The following is a 14626-nucleotide window of genomic DNA, read 5'->3' as shown; positions in this document are numbered from 1 at the left end:
GATCAACACGAGTTCGACGGCGGCCAGTTCCTCGGCCGACTGCACCGTGGCCACGGTGCGCACCTGCTGCTGCGAGCCGCCCAGGTCGGCGCGGCCGGCCGCAGCGTCCTGCTGGACCTGCCGCAGCTGCCGCGAGATGTCCACCGCCGAGGCGTTCAGTGCCAGCAGCCGTGCCGGGTCGAGTTCCACCCGGACTTCGCGCGTGACGCCGCCGACGCGGCGGACCGCCCCGACGCCCGGCACGGCCAGCAGCGTCTTGCCGACCTGGTGGTCCACGAACCACGACAGCGCCTCTTCATCCATGCGCGCCGAGGCCACCGTGTAGGTGAGGATGGGCGAGCCGGCGGTCGTGGTCTTCTGGATCACCGGGTCGCGCAGGTCGGCCGGCAGGTCGCCCCGAACGCGCGCCACCGCGTCGCGGACATCGTCCACCGCCTCCTGCGACGGCGTCTCGAGCTGGAAGTCGACCGCGATGATCACCGTGCCGTCGGTCAGCGTGGTGTTGATGTGCTTGACGCCTTGCACGGTGGCCAGCGAGTCCTCGATCCGGCGCGCGACATCGGTCTCGAGTTGCGATGGCGATGCGCCCGGCAACGAGGCGGTGACCGTCACCGTGGACAAGTCGATGTCCGGGAAGTTCTGGACACGCATCGCCGCGAAGCCCATCAGGCCGGCGAACGTCAGGAGCACGAACAGCAGGATGCCGGGGGTCGGGTTGCGGATCGACCAGGATGAAACATTGAGGCTCATGGCCTGCCCTCCGCCGCCCGCCGGGGAACGGCCGGGCTCTCGACCACCTTGACCAGGTCCCCGTCTCCCAGGAAGACCCCTCCCGCGGCGACGACCCGACTCCCAGCATCGATGCCGCCGAGGATTTCCACCCGATCACCCGCGCGCCGGCCGAGCTTCACCCGGGTGTGCAGCACCCTGGAATCCGGCCCGACGCGCAGCACATGGTCGAAGCCATCCCTTTGCAGCACCGCCGATTGCGGCAGCGTCAGTTCCTGCCGGCCCGGGCCGACCTCGATCTCGCCGCGTGCAAACATGCCGGCGCGCGCCGTGCTGCCCGAGGGCAGGTCCACGTAGACAAGACCGTTGCGCGTCTGCGTGTCGACGACCGGCGCCACCCTGCGCACGGTGCCGCGAATGGCTTCGCCGCCCACCGGCGTGACGGTCGCGGCCTGGCCCGGATCGAGCTGCGCGAGCCGGGGCGCAGCCACCTCGGCACGCCACTCGAGCCGGCCGCGCCGGATGAGCCGGAACAGCTCCTGCCCCGTGGGCAGCACCGCGCCGACCGTGGCGTTGCGCGCGGAGATCACGCCCTCGTCGGGCGCCAGCACCTCGGTCTGCGCGAGGCGCAGCTCCTGCGTCCGGGCAAGGGCCGTGGCGGCGTCACGGCGGGCCTGGGCGATGCGTTCGGCCGTCAGGTACTGGTTGATCTGCTGCGCGGACAGCGCCCCGCTGGCCTGCAGGTCGCGCGTGCGCTGTGCATTGGCGGCGGCCTCTGCCAGGGCCGCTTCGGATTCGGCCAGCGTGGCCCGGCTGTGCGCGAGCTCGGTGGCGACCGCGCTGGGTTCGAACCGCGCAAGCACCTGCCCGCGCCGCACCCGGTCGCCGACATTGACCATGACCTCGGTCAGGCGCAAGCCGTCGGCCTGCGTCCCGACACTGGCTTCCTGCCAGGCCGCGATGCTCCCGTTGGCAGGGATGCGGACGGGCAGCGTCGCCAGCTGGGCCTGGACGACCGTCACCGCCAGCACGGGCTTGGCCGCCGGCTCGGGGGTCGTCGCCCACGCGCCGGCCACCTGCACCGCGGTGCCGGCGACCGCAACAGCGACCGCGAGGAGAGTCGGCGCAAAGCGCCAGGGCGTGCGAGGCCGGTTGGTCATGTCGTGGTGGATGTCAAAAGGATTCGGTGAGCGCGGCGTCTTCATTGCGGCTCGTCGGCAGTCGTCTGCGATGCGGTCCAGCCTCCGCCGATGGCGCGGTAGGTGTCGACCCAGGCCAGCACGGACTCGCGTTGCTGCTCCACGAGTGCGCTGCGCGCGGCGATCGCGCTGCGGCGGGCGTCCTCGAGCTCGAACAGGCTGGCGAGCCCGCCTCGGTAGCGGGCCTCGGTGGCCTGGTACGAACGATCGAAACCGGCAACGGCCGTGCGCACGTCCTCGCCGCGCGCGGCCGCGCTGTGCAACGTGACCAGTGCGGTCTCCACCTCCCGCACGGCGGCGCGCAGGCTCGCGGCGTACACCACGCGCGCCGATTCGTAGCGCACCCGGGCAGCGTCGGCATTGGTGCGGCGCACGCCGGCGTCGAAGAGCGGCAGCGTCACGGCAACCGGGCCGATGCTCCACACGGTGCCATCGGTGCTGACGCCGCCGCTGCGGCTGCGGGTTGAGCCGATGCTGCCGGCCAGCGAGATGCGTGGCCAGCGCAGGGCCTTCGCCCGATCGGCATCGGCACTGGCGGCGACGAGCTCCCGCGCGGCCGCGGCGATGTCGGGCCGCTGGGCCAGCGCCGCGGCCGGCACCGAAAGGACGTGCAGCGCGGCGGGCCGCGGAAGCCGTGCCGTGGACGCGGCGAGGTCACGGCGCAGTGCCGGTTCGTCGATGGCCGTCAGCGCGACCAGGGCCTTGACGGCCAGCGCGCACTCGGCCCGCTGCTGCGTGAGTACGGCGTTGCCCTGTGCAGCGCTGGCGCGTGCCAGGTCGGCTGCGGCGGGTGCCTGCAAGCCGGCGCTCGCGGCCAGCGCGGCCAGGCGCGACGTCTCGGTGCGCGAGCGCACGTCGACTTCGGTTTGTGCAGACCGAGCCTCGCAGGCGCGCAGATCCACGTAGGCATGGGCCACCTCGGCGGCGAGCGAGACGCGTGCGTCGTGCCAGGCGGCGCGGCTGGACGCCAGGCGCGCCTGGGCGGCCGTGGCGCCGGCACGATGGGCGCCGAAGAAGTCCAGCTCCCAGCCGGCCTGCAGTCCCGACGATGCGGTGGTGCCGATGGGTTCGCCCGGACTCTGGATGCCCCGATCGGCGCTTGCGACGAGGTCCACCCTGGGCAGCAGTGCGGCATCGCCCGCGGTGCGGGCCGCGCGGGCGTCGGCGATGCGCGCGCCGGCCTGCGCCAGCGTGGCGCTCACCTGCTGGGCGGCCTCGATCAGGCGCAGCAGCAGGGGATCATCGAACTGGGCCCACCAGCGGCTCAGGTCGGCCAGGTCACCACCCTGTGCGCCGCTCGGCGGCAACGGCGCATGCCACTGCATGGGCAGCGCTGGCGACGTGTCATCCGCCGGCGCGTCCTGTGGTGGCGTCGCACAGCCGGCCGTCAACACCGCGGCGGCGAAGCACACGGCCAGGCGCGAGCGGCCGCCGATGATCGCGGATTGCTGGCTGCTCATCGAGAGGGTCATCTGTCGTGACAAGCCGTTTCCATTCCTGGATCGCTTGCGGTTGCCTGGCCACGCACGGCCACCGCCATCGTTGCGCCACTTGTCTTTCCAACTCCTTTCCTGCTTCCTTGCTGACCGCTGCCGCAGCGGGGCGTTTGGAAAGTGCGCCGTAAGAGTCCGCCGGAAATGATCCGGGCCACTCAACGACCTTCCAAGGCGACCATGTCATTTCCTCACCGGCCGGGCTGCGGCTCTTCAACTCCGATGGCGCGCACGGCGGGCCTCGGTGCACTGGCCATCGTTCTGTGCGGCATCGTTTCGAACGCCACGGCCCAGCAGGCGGGCGCTGGTGGACCGGACGGCCCCGGGCCCGGCACCGGAGGTCCGCAGGGCAGCAAGTGGGGCCTGGGCATCGCCGCAGTCAACTCGCAGAAGCCGTACAAGGGCATCGACCGCGAGACCAAGGCGCTGCCGATGATCCGTTTCGAGAACGAGTACGTGAAAGTGGGCGGCCTGGGCCTGGAGGTGAAGCTTCCGAGTCTCGAACTCGCAGAGTCGAGCCGCATCAAGTTCGGCATCGTCGGCAAGATGGAACTCGGCGGCTACGAGGCCGACGACGCACCGATCCTGGCCGGCATGGCCGAGCGCAAAGCCGGGTTCTGGGCCGGCGCCAAGGTCGAATGGGAGAATGACCTGGCCGATGTCAGCGCGCAGTGGCTCGCCGACACCGCCGGATACAGCAACGGCCAACGCTTCAGCCTGGGCCTTGAAAAGAACTGGCGGCTGGGCAGGCAGGTGATGGTTGCACCGCACATCACCGCCCATTGGCTCGATAGGAAATACATCGGCTACTACTACGGTGTCCGGCCCGACGAAGCGACGGCCGGGCGTGCGGCCCATGCCGGCACGGCGGGCGTGAACATGGAGATCGGCGTGCGCACCATGTACCTGATCGACGGCAACCACTCGGTGATGCTGGATGTCTCGGTGACCAGCCTCGCGAAGAGCATCAAGAGCAGTCCGATCGTGGACCGCTCCAGCACCAACCGCGTGATCGTGGGCTACCTGTACAGCTTCTGATGAGCAGGATCCTGCTGGTCGAGGACCACGAGCGGCTTGCGCAACTGGTGAGCAACGGCCTGGGCGCGGCCGGCATCGCCGTCGACACCGTGCAGCGCATCGATGCCGCCTGGTCTGCGCTGCGGCAGATGACCTACGGCGCCCTGGTCCTCGACCGGGGCCTGCCCGACGGCGATGGCCTGGCCTTGCTGAAGCGACTGCGCGACTCCGAGCTGGGCATCCCCTGCCTGGTGCTGACGGCGCGCGATTCGCTGAGCGATCGCGTCGAGGGCCTGGATGCAGGTGCCGACGACTATCTTCCCAAGCCCTTCGCCATGGACGAACTGGTCGCTCGCGTTCGCGCGCTGCTGCGCCGTCCGGTCGAGTGCCTGCCGGCCGAGCCGGGACACGGCGACCTGCAACTGCGACCCGCCGACGGCATGCTCCACTGCGGTGAAGAGTGCGTGTCGCTGGCCACGTCGGAAATGCAGATCATGCTGCTGCTGGCACGCAGGGCCGGAGACACGGTGCGGCGGTCGGCGCTGGAAGCCGTGGCGTGGGGCTTGAGCGAGCCCGTCACGCCCAATGCGCTGGACGTGGCCCTGCACCGGATCCGCCGCAAGCTGCGCGCCATCGGTTCGCGCCAGAAGATCGTCAACGTGAGAAGCCTTGGCTATGCACTTCGTGAAAATGACCTGGCTGAGTAGCCTCAGCGTCAAGATCCTGCTCGCCTATGTCATCGGTGCGGTGCTGAGCGTGCTGCTGATCGTGGTGACCGCCGGCGCGATCGTGCGATCGCAAGGCGACGCGCTGTCCGGATTCGATGTGGCCGACACCACCAGGGACCTGGCCGAGGAACTGAGGTTCGACAGCGAGGGCATCCCGGTCGGCATCGGCGACGGGCGGTTCGACCGGCATGGCGGCTTCGACCTCGACGACGACTTCAAGCTCGAATGGATCTTCGAAAGCCTGAAACACGAGGCTGCCTACCGCGTGCTGGATGCATCGGGCCATGTCGTGCTGTTCTCCGCGGCCGGCCAGGCGTTCTGGCCCGAGGCCGGGGCCGTCCGACGGCTGGAGCGGGGCCGCTTCGAATTCGAGCGCGAGGGGGTTGCCATGCGTGGTGCCACCGAGTCGGTGGAGCGCAACGGAAAGGTCTGGTACGTGCAGTTCGCGGTCAGCAGGCGATTCCTGCACCTCATCTACCAGGCATTCGCCCTGCCATTCACGGGCGCCGGCATCACCTTGTTCAGCCTCGTGCTGCTCTTCGTCTTCGGCCCCTGCGTCTACATCACGCTGCGCTACGCTCTGAAGCCGGTGCGGCGCATTTCGGATTCCGCCGCCGAGATCTCCCCACGCTCGATTCACGCGCGGCTGGGGGGGACCGGTGCGGTGCCCAGCGAGATCGCCCCCCTGGTGGACAGCTTCAATCGGGTTCTCGAGCGCCTGGAGCAGGGGTACCGCATACAGCAGGAGTTCCTGGCGACCGCGGCCCATGAACTCAAGACACCGCTGGCCCTGGTGCGTGCACAGGTCGAACTCGGTGCACCTTCGGCCGAACGCAGCATGCTGCTTGGCGACGTCGAGCACATGAGCAGGCAGGTTCAGCAGCTGCTTCACCTGGCTGAAGCGAGCGAACCGCAGAACTATCGCCCCGTCGTGGTCGACATGCACGTGGTGGTGCAAGAAGTGGCCAGCTACCTGCAGCGCATGGCGGACGCCGGCGGCGTGCGCCTGGAACTCCCGAAACAGTCGAGCGGCGTCTGCTGGACCGCCGACCGCGGGGCGCTGTTCACGCTGTTGAAGAACCTGCTGGAGAACGCCATCCAGCACACCCCTGCGGGAACGCTCGTGAGCGTGGAAGTCGACGACACGACGCTGTCGGTACGCGATTGGGGACCGGGTGTCCCGCAGGATCAACTGCCGAAGATCTTCACCCGCTTCTGGCGTGGCCATCATCGCCGTGATCAGGGTGCCGGTCTCGGCATGGCCATCTGCCAGGAGATCGCGGTGGCGCACGGATGGTCGCTCTGCGCGTACAGAGCGGATCCGGGACTTCGTGCCGTGGTGTCGAGGCTGCAACCCGCCGCATGAGCGCCGAGCGCGCCGGGGCCTCAAGGGCGCCGCGCCGCCGTGATCAGCAGTTCGTTCGGGCCGCCCCAGCCGGTCGGCGTGGTGAAGGCCTGCAGTTGCGCCCGGATGTCGTCCCACGCGGCCTTGGCGGCCGCCTCGCCGAGGCCTGCGAGGATCTGGAGAATCGGGCTCGCCGAGCTGCGCACGAAGGCGATGTAGTGCTCGACGGACGGCATGCGGAAAACGGCCTCCACGGCCGTCGTCGCGACATCGCGGAAGCCTGCCGTGCGGAAGAGGTCGTCGATGTGGCCGGGGCGCCCGAGGCTGAACAAGCTGCCGGGTGCAAAGGGGTCGCGCGCCGGCAGCCCTGCGTGCCTGAGCGCCGTGGCCGTGAGGATCGAGATGCAGGGGTTCTTCTGCGGCACCGAGAACACCACGGTGCAGACACCGCCGCCCGGCCGCAGCGCGCGATGCATTTCGCGCAGGCCCTGCAGAGGATTCGGGAACAGCATCAGACCGAGCCGGCAGACCGCGGCATCGAACGAGGCCTCGTCGACGCGCAGATCCTCGCCGTCGGCCACCCGGCATTGGACCTGCGGGAACCCGGCCCGCGCGGCGCGGTCCTGGACGATCGCGACGAACGCCGGCGCCAGATCGGTCGCCACGACAGCGCCGGATCGGCCGACCTGCTCGGCGAGGTCGAGCGTCTGATCGCCTGCGCCGGCCGCGACATCGAGCACTCGCGAGCCGGGCACGACACCAGCCCTGGCGATCATCGCGTCGGTCGCGCCGCGCAACCAGGCGCGGATGTCGGGCGAATGCGCGTCCCAGCTGCCGGCCGCGGCGTCCCAGTGGGCCTGCACGGCTGCCTTGAAGGTGTCGCTGTCTGCTGCGGGTGTGGTCATGCCTTCAGCTTTCGTGAAGAGGTGAAGGATAGTCTCGCAACTCGGGAGCACTTGTTCGGCGGCAATAATCGCTGCATGACATTCCCCAGATTCATCAGCGCCGCCTGCCTGGCGCTGGCAGCTGCCGTGCACGCCGAACCGGTTGAAATGTCCGCAAGAGGCGGCCACTTCAAGCTCTGCGACATCAAGACGGAGGACGACAAGACCTTCCTGCTCGGATCGATGCAGATGCTCAAGGCCACTCCGGAGGGCCAGTGGACCGCGATGATCGCGATCACGCTGCGCGATGCGAACGATGAGCCCATCTACCGGGCCTCGTTGCTGGGCGATCGCGATCCGGACCGTCTCGACCTCGCCCAGACCTTCTTGTTCGGTCGCAGCAACAGTGCAACCGAGCTCCTCCAGACGCTGCGCATGGGCGACGCGGTGAAACTCTCCCTGGGCTGGGACAAGGACGGGCTGCTTTCGTTGGACGCAGGCCCCGCAGGCCGGCGCGAGACTCGCTTGCAGCGCAAACCCATCCACGCCACGGTGGCCGTTTCAGGTGCGACCGCGCGCGTGGACTTCGGCAGCTCGGTCGCCGTGGACTGCAGCGACGACGTGATGAGGCGCGACGATGCTTCATACAGGCGCAAGCTGATGGGCACCTGGGCCGGGCTCGACGAGGCAGGCAAGCTGCTCTCCGTTCGCCTGCTCGAGGATGGCCATGCATTCCTGGAGTTCAAGGGGCAGACGATCGGCGGCGGTGACGACGTGTCCGGACGCTCGCTGCGGTACGAGCTCGACACCAATGTCTGGCCGATGGGCCTGGATTTCGTGGTCCGCGACGCGGCCGGCCAGGAGCTGGCCCGCTTCAAGATGACAGCCGAAACGGCTGACGATGGGTCGTTGCTGGTGACCGTGCCGGAGAAGACGCCGGGCCCGTCGGACGCGCAAGGCCCGACCGCTGCATCGAGGACCCTGCGGCTGACGAAGCTGCTCAGCGGTTGAGCCTCACTCGCCATCGTAGCCGCTCACGGCGTTCCTTCGTGTGCGTCGGCAGCGCTGCCTAAGGCTCACCTAAGCAGCCGCTAAGACCTGGCTAAGGCGCATCGAACCCAATCGGTTCGATGAACGCGTCGCTGAACCCCGAGTTGCCGAGTGCCTCGACAGGCCACTCGCTAGCGCCTGCGTCGGAACTCGGTCGCAGCACCATCGCGCGGGCGACCGCGGCCCTGGTGCTGCTGATCGCTGCGATGGTGCTGCTGCGCCTGTGCGGCATGGCGTGGCTGCCGTTGATGGACACGACCGAGGCGCGCTATGCCGAGGTCGGGCGCAAGATGCTCGAGCTCGGCGACTGGATCACGCCATGGCACGACTACGGCGTGCCGTTCTGGGCCAAGCCGCCGCTGTCGTTCTGGCTGACGGCCCTCAGCATGAAGTGCTTCGGCGTCAACGAGTGGGCGGCGCGGTGATGACGGACGAGGCCCTCACCGTCGGCACCACGCTGGCGATGGCGGGCCTGTGGCTTGCACTGCACGGACCGAGGCGTCGCCTGGGCAGCGCGCTGCTGTTCGCCGGGTTGTCGATCGGCCTGCTGGCCAAGGGGCCACTGGTGCTGGTGCTCGTGGCGCTGCCGGCGGCGGCCTGGGCGCTGGCCACGCGGCAGCTCGGCCGTTTGTGGCGCGAACTGCCCTGGGCCGTGGGCCTGGCCTTCACCACCGTGGCCGCAGGCTGGTGGTACGTGGCCGCGGAGGTGAAGACGCCGGGCTTCATCGACTACTTCATCGTCGGCGAACACTGGCACCGCTTCGTCACGCCCGGCTGGTCGGGCGACCGCTACGGCTTCGCGCATGCCTTTCCGCCCGGCACGATCTGGCTCTTCGCGCTGGCGTCCACACTGCCCTGGCCGCTGGTGCTGCTGGCCGCCGCCCTCAGGCACCGCCAGGCAGCGCCCGACGGGCTCAAGGGCCGAGCCGGACCCACCGACCAGCGCTCGTGGCGCCTGTACCTCGTGTGCTGGTCGCTCGCGCCGCTGGTGTTCTTCACCGCGGCGCGCAACATCATCCTGCCGTATGCGCTGCCTGCCCTGCCGGCGATGGCGCTGCTGGCCAGCCACTGGTTGCAACGGCGCGTCGGCGCGCGGCGCGTGAATGCATGGATCGCCTCCGGCCTCGCGCTGTCGATGGCCGGCGCACTGGCATTCGCCATGCTCGCCGGGCACGGCGGCACGTTCGCGGACAACTCCACCAAGGAGGTGGTCGGCGCCTGGGAAGCCCGGCGCCACCGCGGCGGCGAATCGCTGGTGTTCGTGACCGAGCGGCTGCACTCGGCCTCGTTCTACAGCGCCGGCCGGGCCGGGTTCGCCGACACCCCCGCCGAGGCGCTGGACCACCTCGGCCCGCGCGGCGGCTTCATCGCGCTGCGCCGCGACGACACCGCCGGCCTCGCGCACTTCCGCAGCGTCACCGAGCGCACCCTGGTCGGCGGCTTCGTGCTGCTGCACGTGCATACTTCGAGCCCATCCTGATTTCGTCGAAAGGCCCACCATGAAGCCACTCGCCCTCGCCGCCCTGATCGGCATCGCCGCGGCCGCGCCGCTCAGCGCCTTCGCCAAGGCCGACTGCAAGGCCTACCCGAAGGCCGAATGGATGAAGGAGGCCGATGCCAAGGCCAAGCTCGAAGGCCAGGGCTACGCGATCAAGAAGTTCAAGGTCGACGGCAACTGCTACGAGATCTACGGCAAGAACAAGGAAGGCAAGAAGGTCGAGATCTACTTCGATGCCAAGACGCTGGAACCGGTGAAGTCCGAGATCGAGAAGTAGGCCGATGCCGGCCTCGGGACCCGAGGCGCCGTCGCCCGCAGCCGATGACCGGGCCCGCGTCTGGGACCTGGTCGTCCGCCTGTGCCACTGGGGCCTCGCGGCGCTGGTGGTGCTGAACCTGGTGCGCGACGACGGCGACCGGTGGCACCGGCTCGCCGGCTACGTGGCGGTCGGCGTGGTCGCGCTGCGCTGCCTGTGGGCGGCACGGCACCACGGCCCCGGCGGCTGGCGCGCACTGAAGCCCTCGCTGCGCGACACCCTCGGCTACCTGCGCGGCGGCGCGCCGCGCACGCTGGAACACAACCCGCTGGGCCTGTGGATGGTCTGGCTGCTGTGGCTGCTGGTGCTGCTGCTCGGGCTGACCGGCTGGATGAGCCGGCTCGATGCCTTCTGGGGCGATGAACGGGTGCAGGACCTGCACGTCTGGCTCGCGAACATCCTGATGGTCTCCGTCGCGATGCACCTGGCCGGCGTGGCCGTGATGAGCTGGCGCTGGCGCGAGAACCTGCCCGCGGCGATGCTCAGCGGGCGCAAGCGCCCTCGTGCCGCAGCGCGACCCGCGAGACGCCGAGACGGTGACGCCTGATCCATCGAATGATCCATCGAAGCTAGGCAGCCTGATGGTCCGAAGCCATCGCCGCCGGGTCCATCCAGATCGCTCCCCACATGTGCTCATCGGGATCGGCCAAGTCCCGGCCGTACATGAAGCCGAGGTCTTGCACGGGGTTCGCATCGGCCTGGCCACCGTGCTCGGCAGCGGCCTTGTTCATCCGATCGACGGCCTCGCGGCTGTCCACGGTGAGGCCCAGCATGACCTTGCTGGTGCCGGCGGGCGACATCGGCCGCTCGGTGAAGGTGCGCCACTTGGCGTGGGTGAGCAGCATCGCGTGGATCGTCTCGCTCCAGACCATGCAGGCCGCGGTGTCGTCGCTGAATTGCGGGTTCTGCTCGAATCCCAGCGCCTTGTAGAAAGCGATCGAGGCGGCGAGGTCGGTCACGGGAAGGCTCACGAAGATCATCTTGGTCACGGGGGGCTCCTGGTGATGTGGAAAGGGCGGAAGCGTCCTGCTTCGCAGGCTCCACCCGTACGACGTTCGACCTCCGCGCGAATCGACAAGTTCGTGATCGCGGCCACATCAGCCCCGCGCCACTTGGTTGCGACTTGGCGCGGGCCGCATTCCGTGCGATCCCCCACGACCCGGGGGACTGGCCGCTGCGTCTTAAGGATCGACTAACCCTCGGCTTTGCACAGTGCATGCATGCCGAGCCAGACACACCGCCTTTCGACCCTTCCCGCCAGCCTTCTCGCCGGGCTGATCGCCTGCGGCGCACTGTGCCCGTCGACCTCACGCGCCGATGACGAGCCCGTGGCGCCCGCCACCGCCGAGCTGCCTTCCGACGAAAGCCTGGAGCAATCCGGCGCGGTCATCGGCGAGATCCGCATCGACAACCTCGACATCTTCGACACCCGGCTCGACGAAGAAGACAACGCCGTGTTCCGCCTCGCGAACTGGCTGCACATCCAGACGCGGCGCGAGACCATCGAGCAGCAGCTGCTGTTCAAGCCCGGCGAGCGCTACAGCCCACGGCTGCTGCGCGAATCGGAACGCACGCTGCGCGCCAACGGCTACCTGCGCGACGCGGCGATCCGCGTCGAAGCGGTGCATGACGGCGTGGTCGACATCGTGGTGGCCACGCAGGACGTGTGGACGCTGAAGCCCGGCGTGTCGTTCGGCCGCAAGGGCGGGCGCAACAGCAGCAGTGTCGGCATCCAGGAGACCAACCTGCTGGGCCGCGGCAAGCAGCTCGGGCTGGACATCCACTCCGGCGTCGACCGCAGGTCGAAAGCGCTGACCTACCAGGACAACCAGTTGCTCGGCAGCCGCTGGACGCTGACGGGCRAATACGACGACAACAGCGACGGGCGAGCGCAGAAGCTGGCGCTGGAGAAACCGTTCTATGCGCTGGACACACGCAGCGCCGGCGGACTGTCGCTCAGCAACGAGCGCCGCATCGACTCGGTGTATTCGCAAGGCCAGGTCGTCAACCAGTACGACGTGTCCGCCCGTCACGCGACGGCCTACACCGGCTGGTCCGACGGACTGCACGACGGTGCCGCACTGCGCTGGACCGCCGGCCTGAGCTTCGACGAGCAGCGCTACGCCGCGCTGCCGGCGCTGGGCAGCGCGAGCGTCGCGCCGGACGGGCGGCGCCTGCTGTACCCGTGGATCGGCTTCGGCTGGATCGAGGACCAGTTCATCGCCACGCACAACCAGGACCAGATCGGCAAGACCGAGGACATCGCATTGGGCTGGAACGTGCGCGGCCGGCTCGGCGCGGCCTCCAGCCGGCTCGGCTCCGACCGCACGGCCGGTGTGTTCGACACGGGCTTCTCGAAGGGCTGGATGCCGAGCCCGTCGCAGACCTGGCTGCTGGCCGGCACGGCCGAAGGCCGCGTCGAGCGCGAGGGCCTGAGCGGCAGCCTGTTCAAGCTGTCGGGCCGCTGGTACCTGCGGCAGTCGGCGCAGCGCTCGCTGTTCGCCGGMATCGGCATCGACCGCGGCGTGCGGCTCGACCCCGACCAGCAGATCACGCTCGGCGGCGACACCGGGCTGCGCGGCTACCCGCTGCGCTACCAGAGCGGCAGCGGCCGCTGGCTGGCGACCATCGAGCAGCGGGCCTACTCCGACTGGTTCCCGTTCCGGCTGTTCCACGTCGGCGGCGCGGTGTTCTACGACATGGGCCGCACCTGGGACGGTGTGCGGCCGGGCGATTCGGCCCAGGGGCTGCTGCGCGACGCGGGCTTCGGGCTGCGCCTGGGCAACAGCCGCTCGGGCCTGGGCACCGTGGTGCACGTGGACGCGGCCTTCGCGATGGACGGCGACAAGTCGATCAAGAAGGTGCAGTTCATCGTCGAGGCCAAGCGCAGCTTCTGAAGTCCGCAGCTTCTGACGCCGCACGCATCCGTGCCGCTTAAGTCACCACTAAGGCCGGCAAGCGCAGCATGGCGGCCCTCCATGGACAACTCCCACCTCTTGACGGAAGGCTGATGCGCTCGATCGAACGCACCCTGCTGGCCTGGCTGATGGGCGCGCTCGCGCTCGGCGGCCTGCTGGTCGCCGTCGTCACCTACGTGGTCACGCTGGACGAGATGAACGAGGTGTTCGACGCCGACCTGAAGAACGTCGCGCAGTCGGTGGCGCGCTACCACCGCGCCGCCTACGACGCGCGCCGCCACGACGCGCTGCAGCTGCCCGAGCGCGACGACACGCCCGAGGACGTCGAGATCGTCACGCTGACCTGGACCGCCGCCGGCGAGCGCGTCTACGCCTCGGACCCGCGCGTGAAGCTGCCGTTCTCGCGCACCGAGGGCCTCGCGCGGCTCGATGTCGATGGCGAGGCCTGGATCGTCTACTCGAGCGTGGGCGCCGACGGTGTCGCGCAGGCAGCGCAGCGCGTCTCGCAGCGGCATCAGATGGCGGCCGAGTCGGGGGCCAAGGTGCTCCCGCCGATGCTGGTGCTGGTCGTCGTGGTCGGCGGGCTGTTGCTGTTCGGCCTGCGGCGCGGGCTGCAGCCGCTCAGCGATACGGCGCGCGACGTGGCGGCGCGCAGCGCGCGCTCGATGCTGCCGATCGCCACCGACGGCGTGCCGCGCGAGATCAAGCCGCTGGTGCTGTCGATCAACGACCTGCTCGGGCGGCTGTCGGAAGCGTTCGCGGCGCAGCGGCGCTTCCTGGCCGATGCGGCCCACGAGTTGCGCACGCCGGTGACGGCGCTGCGCTTGCAGGTGCACCTGCTGCGACGCTCGGACAGCCCGGCCGCGCGCGAGGACGCGCTCGATGAACTCGAGCAGGGCGTGATCCGCTCGGAGCGGATGGTGCAGCAGCTGCTGGCGGTGGCGCGCTCGGAGCCTGATGGCGAGACGATGCGCGTCGAACGGGTCAGCCTGGACGACCTGGTGCGCTCGGTGGTGTCGGATTTCGCGCTGAAGGCCGAGCACCGCCGCATCGACCTCGGCGCGCGCGTCGGTGCCGGCATCGAGGTACAGGCCGATGCCCATCAGCTGCGCGTGCTGCTGGACAACCTGGTCGAGAACGCGCTGCGCTACACGCCGGCCGGCGGCGTGGTCGACGTCGAGGCGGACCTGCAGGACGGGCGGCCGCGCCTGCGCGTGGTCGACAACGGCCCCGGCATCCCGGTGGCTGAACGCGAGCGCGTGTTCGACCGCTTCTACCGCGGCGAGGACGCGCAGTCGCTGGCCCCGGAGAGCGGCGGCAGCGGCCTGGGCCTGGCGATCGTGCGCGCGATCGCCGAGCGCCATCACGCGAGCGTCAGCCTGCACACGCCGCAGGCGCATGGCGGGCTGGAGGTGCGGGTGGTGTTCTCTCAACTGCAAGGAGCCTGAC

At 69.7% G+C, this 14626-nt stretch carries 15 protein-coding genes; 10 read left to right on the top strand and 5 right to left on the bottom strand.

Annotated features, from left to right (window positions below; translation table 11 throughout):
• From ACXJLU_RS19975 to ACXJLU_RS19965, 3 genes are all read right to left on the bottom strand, one after another.
• Positions 1-750 (bottom strand): efflux RND transporter permease subunit (locus ACXJLU_RS19975; RefSeq protein ID WP_457333943.1); only part of this gene is annotated, 750 nt, incomplete at its 3' end.
• The gene (locus ACXJLU_RS19970) at positions 747-1934 is read right to left on the bottom strand and encodes an efflux RND transporter periplasmic adaptor subunit (protein WP_457333941.1); all 1188 of its coding nucleotides are present in this window, start codon (positions 1932-1934) and stop codon (positions 747-749) included. The genes ACXJLU_RS19975 and ACXJLU_RS19970, both read right to left, overlap by 4 nt.
• A complete protein-coding gene (locus tag ACXJLU_RS19965) occupies positions 1931-3388 on the bottom strand; it encodes an efflux transporter outer membrane subunit (protein ID WP_457333939.1) in 1458 nt (485 codons plus the stop codon). Before ACXJLU_RS19965 ends, ACXJLU_RS19970 begins: the two co-directional genes overlap by 4 nt.
• Before the next feature lie 213 nt (positions 3389-3601).
• On the opposite strand from ACXJLU_RS19965, the gene ACXJLU_RS19960 reads away from it, so the two are divergent.
• From ACXJLU_RS19960 to ACXJLU_RS19950, 3 genes are read left to right on the top strand one after another with little or no spacing between them, the layout of a single operon-like run.
• Positions 3602-4459, top strand: a complete 858-nt coding sequence (locus ACXJLU_RS19960) for a MipA/OmpV family protein (RefSeq protein WP_457333937.1) — start codon at positions 3602-3604, stop codon at positions 4457-4459.
• A complete protein-coding gene (locus ACXJLU_RS19955; protein WP_457333935.1) occupies positions 4459-5145 on the top strand; it encodes a response regulator transcription factor in 687 nt (228 codons plus the stop codon). The genes ACXJLU_RS19960 and ACXJLU_RS19955 overlap by 1 nt, the downstream gene beginning before the upstream one ends.
• The gene (locus ACXJLU_RS19950) at positions 5114-6532 is read left to right on the top strand and encodes a sensor histidine kinase (RefSeq protein ID WP_457333933.1); all 1419 of its coding nucleotides are present in this window, start codon (positions 5114-5116) and stop codon (positions 6530-6532) included. The genes ACXJLU_RS19955 and ACXJLU_RS19950 overlap by 32 nt, the downstream gene beginning before the upstream one ends.
• A 20-nt stretch (positions 6533-6552) precedes the next feature.
• Here the strand turns inward: ACXJLU_RS19950 and ACXJLU_RS19945 are convergent, their stop codons facing one another.
• A complete protein-coding gene (locus tag ACXJLU_RS19945; RefSeq protein WP_457333931.1) occupies positions 6553-7416 on the bottom strand; it encodes a class I SAM-dependent methyltransferase in 864 nt (287 codons plus the stop codon).
• A gap of 75 nt (positions 7417-7491) precedes the next feature.
• Here ACXJLU_RS19945 and ACXJLU_RS19940 point away from each other — a divergent pair, with 75 nt between their 5' ends.
• The 5 genes from ACXJLU_RS19940 (at position 7492) to ACXJLU_RS19920 (ending at position 10806) form a co-directional block, all read left to right on the top strand.
• Complete coding sequence (locus ACXJLU_RS19940) at positions 7492-8406, top strand: hypothetical protein (protein WP_457333929.1); 915 nt, start codon at positions 7492-7494, stop codon at positions 8404-8406.
• 119 nt (positions 8407-8525) lie between these two features.
• A complete protein-coding gene (locus tag ACXJLU_RS19935; protein WP_457333927.1) occupies positions 8526-8870 on the top strand; it encodes an ArnT family glycosyltransferase in 345 nt (114 codons plus the stop codon).
• The gene (locus tag ACXJLU_RS19930) at positions 8870-9925 is read left to right on the top strand and encodes a phospholipid carrier-dependent glycosyltransferase (protein ID WP_457333925.1); all 1056 of its coding nucleotides are present in this window, start codon (positions 8870-8872) and stop codon (positions 9923-9925) included. Before ACXJLU_RS19935 ends, ACXJLU_RS19930 begins: the two co-directional genes overlap by 1 nt.
• Before the next feature lie 19 nt (positions 9926-9944).
• A complete protein-coding gene (locus tag ACXJLU_RS19925; RefSeq protein ID WP_073465283.1) occupies positions 9945-10220 on the top strand; it encodes a PepSY domain-containing protein in 276 nt (91 codons plus the stop codon).
• Between the two features lie 4 nt (positions 10221-10224).
• A complete protein-coding gene (locus tag ACXJLU_RS19920; RefSeq protein ID WP_457333922.1) occupies positions 10225-10806 on the top strand; it encodes a cytochrome b/b6 domain-containing protein in 582 nt (193 codons plus the stop codon).
• A 22-nt stretch (positions 10807-10828) separates the two neighbouring features.
• On the opposite strand, the gene ACXJLU_RS19915 is transcribed toward ACXJLU_RS19920, so the two are convergent.
• Positions 10829-11248 (bottom strand): VOC family protein, encoded by a 420-nt coding sequence (locus tag ACXJLU_RS19915; protein ID WP_457333920.1) that lies wholly within the window; start codon positions 11246-11248, stop codon positions 10829-10831.
• A 339-nt stretch (positions 11249-11587) separates the two neighbouring features.
• Between ACXJLU_RS19915 and ACXJLU_RS19910 the strand changes: the two genes are divergently transcribed.
• Positions 11588-13156 (top strand): BamA/TamA family outer membrane protein, encoded by a 1569-nt coding sequence (locus ACXJLU_RS19910; RefSeq protein ID WP_457333918.1) that lies wholly within the window; start codon positions 11588-11590, stop codon positions 13154-13156.
• 113 nt (positions 13157-13269) lie between these two features.
• Positions 13270-14625, top strand: a complete 1356-nt coding sequence (locus ACXJLU_RS19905) for a sensor histidine kinase (RefSeq protein WP_457333916.1) — start codon at positions 13270-13272, stop codon at positions 14623-14625.
• Position 14626 lies beyond the last annotated feature (1 nt).

The organism is Rhizobacter sp. P5_C2 (genome assembly GCF_054049715.1).
This window is presented reverse-complemented; position numbering and strand designations above follow the sequence as displayed.

Bases quoted from the DNA above. Each gene is read 5' to 3' on its own strand.
- ACXJLU_RS19965 (WP_457333939.1), bottom strand. From the start codon at position 3,388: ATGAGCAGCCAGCAATCCGCGATCATCGGCGGCCGCTCGCGCCTGGCC.
- ACXJLU_RS19960 (WP_457333937.1), top strand. From the start codon at position 3,602: ATGTCATTTCCTCACCGGCCGGGCTGCGGCTCTTCAACTCCGATGGCG.
- ACXJLU_RS19950 (WP_457333933.1), top strand. From the start codon at position 5,114: ATGCACTTCGTGAAAATGACCTGGCTGAGTAGCCTCAGCGTCAAGATC.
- ACXJLU_RS19970 (WP_457333941.1), bottom strand. From the start codon at position 1,934: ATGAAGACGCCGCGCTCACCGAATCCTTTTGACATCCACCACGACATG.
- ACXJLU_RS19945 (WP_457333931.1), bottom strand. From the start codon at position 7,416: ATGACCACACCCGCAGCAGACAGCGACACCTTCAAGGCAGCCGTGCAG.
- ACXJLU_RS19925 (WP_073465283.1), top strand. From the start codon at position 9,945: ATGAAGCCACTCGCCCTCGCCGCCCTGATCGGCATCGCCGCGGCCGCG.
- ACXJLU_RS19940 (WP_457333929.1), top strand. From the start codon at position 7,492: ATGACATTCCCCAGATTCATCAGCGCCGCCTGCCTGGCGCTGGCAGCT.
- ACXJLU_RS19935 (WP_457333927.1), top strand. From the start codon at position 8,526: ATGAACGCGTCGCTGAACCCCGAGTTGCCGAGTGCCTCGACAGGCCAC.
- ACXJLU_RS19905 (WP_457333916.1), top strand. From the start codon at position 13,270: ATGCGCTCGATCGAACGCACCCTGCTGGCCTGGCTGATGGGCGCGCTC.
- ACXJLU_RS19930 (WP_457333925.1), top strand. From the start codon at position 8,870: ATGACGGACGAGGCCCTCACCGTCGGCACCACGCTGGCGATGGCGGGC.
- ACXJLU_RS19955 (WP_457333935.1), top strand. From the start codon at position 4,459: ATGAGCAGGATCCTGCTGGTCGAGGACCACGAGCGGCTTGCGCAACTG.
- ACXJLU_RS19920 (WP_457333922.1), top strand. From the start codon at position 10,225: ATGCCGGCCTCGGGACCCGAGGCGCCGTCGCCCGCAGCCGATGACCGG.